A 4,719-nucleotide genomic window follows, 5' to 3' on the forward strand; every position below is an offset into this window, starting at 1 on the left:
GGTATGGACGGAACAGTTGTTGCAGGTCTTTATTCGCTTTCAAATTCAGCTGAATATCTTCAAGTGTTCCTCGCTCCTGAATCGCTGCCTCTACAAATAACATAATTGCAGCACGGGTAAATAGCTTTTTGGAATAGCGATCTGCCACGGGAAAGCGGAGCATGCCAAGTCCAAGTTCTTCTAAACACTTATTTAATACTTTATTTTGATATATACTGCCCATTGGTTGGTCTCCTTTTGTAGAGAGTCGGGCAATTTGTCTGCATTCTCTACATTAGGTGACTTTTTTTGTTTTGGCTAGTAATCTCATGTAAGGTTTTATGCAAACGTAGTGGATGAAATCCAATGCCAGGGCTGAAATTTGCCTTATTTGGCCTCAAAAGTTCAGCTCTATTGGATTCTGTCCAATGAGAAGTAAGATGTTACTCGCCTGCCTGCCAACTCATTGGATTTCGTCCAATGAGCCTGAGCCTGGCGCAGGTGGCTGCTCTTGCTCTATCCAGGAACTCTGCATGAGGTCCTCGAGAAAAGTGGTAATGAAGCGAAGCTGATCGGCGTCGTATTTGTCCATGACACGGAATGTACGCTCTTCCATGATGCAATCTAACTGAGCATGCAGGTGATAGAGCTCCAAGCCGAGCGAAGTGGTGCGGTAGATGATTTCTTTTTTATTACCGGGCAGAGATTCTGTCTGAATGAGCCCTAGGGTTGCTAATTTTTTTGTGATTTTGGAGACGCTGCCTTTCGGAATGTCGAATCTTTTGGAGATGGTGATGCCATTTACCGGTTCCAGCTTCCCGACAGCATCAAGCACATGCAGCATCGTAACGGTCATCTCTTTAATTATGTCAATAAGAGCTGGGTTGCTGCAATGCTGGATAAGCCATTGATGCTCTTCGTCATCATTCTCTTGAATGCGCTGAGCCAGCTTCGTAAAAGAAGCGATGATCTCGCGCACAAGGGGTTCTTTTTGCTTATTAATCATGGTTATACCTGCCTTTCTTTTCAAGGATAAGTATAACAAAAAGGTAACCACAAACAAAGTTTCTTGGAAACAATACTCACGACAAAATCGCTCTGCTCGCGCTAACAGCACTATGTTCAAAGCAAGGGGGAATCGAAGTTAGATGCATAATCAAAAAACCACAGTGTTAACACTTTATACAAACAAAGTGTTAACCCTGCGGTTCTGGATAAATTACTGCTTCGAGAGCTGCTTATATTTGTTCAAGTACTTCACAACGGCAAGCACATAAGTCGCATGCGACCAGGTAAGAGGGGCGACAGAGACCGGATCACCTGTGAAAGGATCCAATTGCTCCGACAGGACGCCACTTTCCATGGCGTGTTTGACGACCCATTCTAACGTTTGGCGAGGGGCTTCGAGATCAGCAAGTGTTTTGGCGTATTCGATTTCCCACTCGGCGATCCAGAGCGTACAGATGATCCAAGGATTTCCGGGTACATTATCGATATCGGTGGAGCGTTGGAAGTAATAATCATGATGATAGCGGGCAATGCCACCGACTTCTGTTTTAATTCTAAGACCTTCTTTATTCGCTTTCATCGTACCGACAACACGTTCGTCGTCAGCAGGCAGGACCCCGAATTCAAAAATACCGTAAACAGAGCTCTCGAGTGTCATATCTTTGACCCATTCGCCGTCCTCCATGTACAAACCGCGAACGAATCGGCCTTCATTCTCATCCCATAGATGCTTGAGAATACCGGCTTTTATTTTCTCCGCTGTATGCTTATAACGGTTGCTGCGTTCTTCGTCCCCGAAGAGGTTGCTGAAGTTAGAAGCCGCGATAAGTCCGCCATACACAGCTGAAGCGGTAAATGTATAGATTCCGTAACGCTCTTCCCACAGATCGTAGCTCGGCTTCGGCAGGTTCAATTCCTGATCAATATAAGTGGACATGAATCTGGCCGCTCTGCGAATTAGATTGCGATAGAGAGATTGGGCAAACTCAAGGCTTCCATTTTTCTGGAAATCAGCCCAGAGGGCGAAGAGCACAAGGGCTGTTTCATCTTCTTGAATAGGGAGCTGGACACGACCGGAATGAATATAGGGATGCCAACTGGAGCCTACGGTGCCGTCCGGATTATATTTATGATGCAGGTAACCTTCAGGAGACAGCACGTTCGCACAGAAGTTGAAGAAAGGAATAATCATCCCTTGATAGCCGGCCATGGACATAGAGTAAGCGATTAGAGCGCCATCACGAGGCCACATGTAGCTGTAATGATCGCGGTTGCTCTGCATGATGTCCGAATCGTTCGCGGCGATAATTGCGCCGTTCACATCGGTTTGCGTCCTGACAAGCAGCAAGCTCTGTTTGAAGAGGCGCTGCACATCGGCATTCAAATCTCCGTAATCCCTTTCGATCTTGTTCGCCCAACGCTGCCAATAAATCGTTACGCGATCAAGCAGTTTGCCAGGGTGGCTATCTTTGACGTAGGCGTCAAGCTTCTTGACTTCCTCGAGATTTTTGCCCGCACCCATCCAGTAGTAGAGCGTTTGGTCGGCATTAGGCGGCACGAACAGTCGGAAGGAGATCGTACTATCGACAGACCCCTGTGCAATAGCATTGCCCATCAAATGCCCGTCTTCCGCATCGCGCCACGTACCTTCGGCGTTATAAAATCTTTTGACACCTGTAGAGTATTGATAAATGCCTTCTGTTCCGGTGCTGCCGTTGAACATGAAATATCTGTCTTTTTTATAATGGAATACCGTATTCGTCAGAGGATAGAAGGCAGCCGTATCGCCGACCTCGGTCTCATTAATGAGCAAGTCCTGATTGAAGAACATTCTCACTTCGCGAACGGTATGTTTGTGATTCGTAATTTGGATACGTTTAATATAAATATCTTCACGCTGATGAACCCCATCATTCATGAGTAAGGTGATGCCGAGACCAGGATGCGTAGCTCTTACTTCAGTAACAAGAGAATCTTCCACATAACCAAGCTGGAACTGCCACTCGGGGGAATTCAGCCAGGCAAAGTCACCATCCACCCAAATACCGACACGGCATTGATAACCGCCAATATGATTAAGCTGGCCTACGAAAGGATAGTACAGATCTCGCATATAGGAATGCTGATCGAGATTAATAAGAAATTTTCCGTTTCCGATGACCAGATGTCTAGGCAATACAATCACTTCCCCACTCTTTTGTTTGATTGTTCAGTAAGTTCAAAATCATGTTCCATACAGAACATCGCTAGCACAAGGCCTGCCAATAGGTTACCTAATAATTACCAAGGAATCAATGATTCTTTGAAAAAATTCTGAAAATTTCGACTGGATACGCTTTCATTTGGCATGGTTGCCCATATTATTTGATTATTTCCTTTTGATGCGGGAATATACCTGATGGCTGCTCGTGAGCGATTAATTTCATGTACACAGTAAGCGTTATGGCACCGATCTGCTCCCACCCAAAGCTGTCGTGGATTTTGGCCAAAGCTTTAGCAGCGAGTTCAGAAGCAGCAGCGGGATTCTCTAAAAGCTGAACAATTTGCAACGCAAGCAGGTTAGCATCCCCTGCGGGAACCTTATATCCGTTAACTCCATGGTCTACGATGTCGGACAGACCTCCCGTATCCGTGACGATAAGCGACGTACCGCTAGCCATCGCTTCCAATGCAACAAGGCCGAATGGCTCGTAGAGGCTAGGGAATACACAAAGCTCAGCGTGATGTAATAGCAGGCTTTTGTCGGTTTCATCCAGGAAACCTGTGAAGCTGACACTGTCACCTAGCCGGTCGGCGAGGAGTTGGAGCGCTTCAAGTTCTGGCCCCGTACCGGCAATAACCAAATGAGCGTCAGGATATTCCTTGCGAACGTGCTGCATAGCGCCAATAAGGATGTGTACGCCCTTTTCATAGACAAGCCTTCCAAGGAAAGCAACGATGGGGCGAGAAGCTTCTCCATGTGAAACTGAAAGCAGGTTAGAAAGCACCGGGTTAGCAGTCAATTCATTAGCACCAGGTACCTGAAAGGGCATAACCCCATTAGGGATATGGGTCATTTTATGAAAAGGAGTATGAAAAAGGTGCATAACTTCTTGCAGCATATATGGACTACAGACCACAAGGTGGTCGGCTTCGTGCGCTAACTTATGTTCTAGAGCATGAATGCGCTTTTGAGCTGGCGTATCCAGCTTGCCCAGATTGCGTCCCGACTCGGTCGCGTGAATCGTAGCCAATAGAGGGACGTGCAGCATCTGTTTACACTCTTTGGCGGTGTAGTAGACGAGCCAATCATGAGCATGGATGATATCGAATTGCAGTCCTTGAGCTGATAAGCGCTGGACGGTATCCGTGAAAGCCAAGTTCATTTGAAACACCCAATCAAGGAAATGAAGGGGCTCAGTGGATGAAAATACATCTACGCGATGAATATGCACACCATCAAGCAGTTCATAGGACGAGCAATCGGGTGCTAGGCATGTGATGACATGCACTTCTAGACCGCTTGCAGCAAGCTGGACAGATAGGTCACGAACGGCTCTCGCGAGACCTCCGATGACACGTGGCGGATATTCCCAGGCAAGCATCAGAATGCGCAGAGGGCTTACATGTTCAGGCTGTGAAGCGGCATGGATTGAACGTTCAACGGGATCATGTAAAAAGCTGATCGATGAGGCAGGCTGAAAAAGACGGTAATGAACCTCGGGCAAAAAAGGAGATTTCCGTTCCAAGGAT

4 protein-coding genes are annotated in these 4,719 nt (G+C 46.8%); all 4 read right to left on the reverse strand.

Annotated features, from left to right (window positions below):
• Nucleotides 1–223: hypothetical protein (locus AC1DUA_RS24230; RefSeq protein ID WP_477502200.1), on the reverse strand; the 223-nt coding region annotated here is incomplete at its 3' end.
• A 219-nt stretch (nt 224–442) separates the two neighbouring features.
• Nucleotides 443–985: a MarR family winged helix-turn-helix transcriptional regulator gene (locus AC1DUA_RS24235; protein WP_477502201.1), complete on the reverse strand. Its 543-nt coding sequence runs from the start codon at nt 983–985 to the stop codon at nt 443–445.
• A gap of 213 nt (nt 986–1,198) precedes the next feature.
• The gene (locus AC1DUA_RS24240) at nt 1,199–3,163 is read right to left on the reverse strand and encodes a glycoside hydrolase family 15 protein (protein ID WP_477502202.1); all 1,965 of its coding nucleotides are present in this window, start codon (nt 3,161–3,163) and stop codon (nt 1,199–1,201) included.
• Between the two features lie 184 nt (nt 3,164–3,347).
• On the reverse strand, nt 3,348–4,719 hold a 1,372-nt coding region (locus tag AC1DUA_RS24245), incomplete at its 5' end, for a glycosyltransferase family 4 protein (RefSeq protein ID WP_477502203.1).

It is taken from the genome of Paenibacillus sp. 01T422 (assembly GCF_056398785.1).

Excerpts from the sequence above, each read along its gene's own strand:
- AC1DUA_RS24235 (WP_477502201.1), bottom strand. The coding sequence starts at position 985 with ATGATTAATAAGCAAAAAGAACCCCTTGTGCGCGAGATCATCGCTTCT.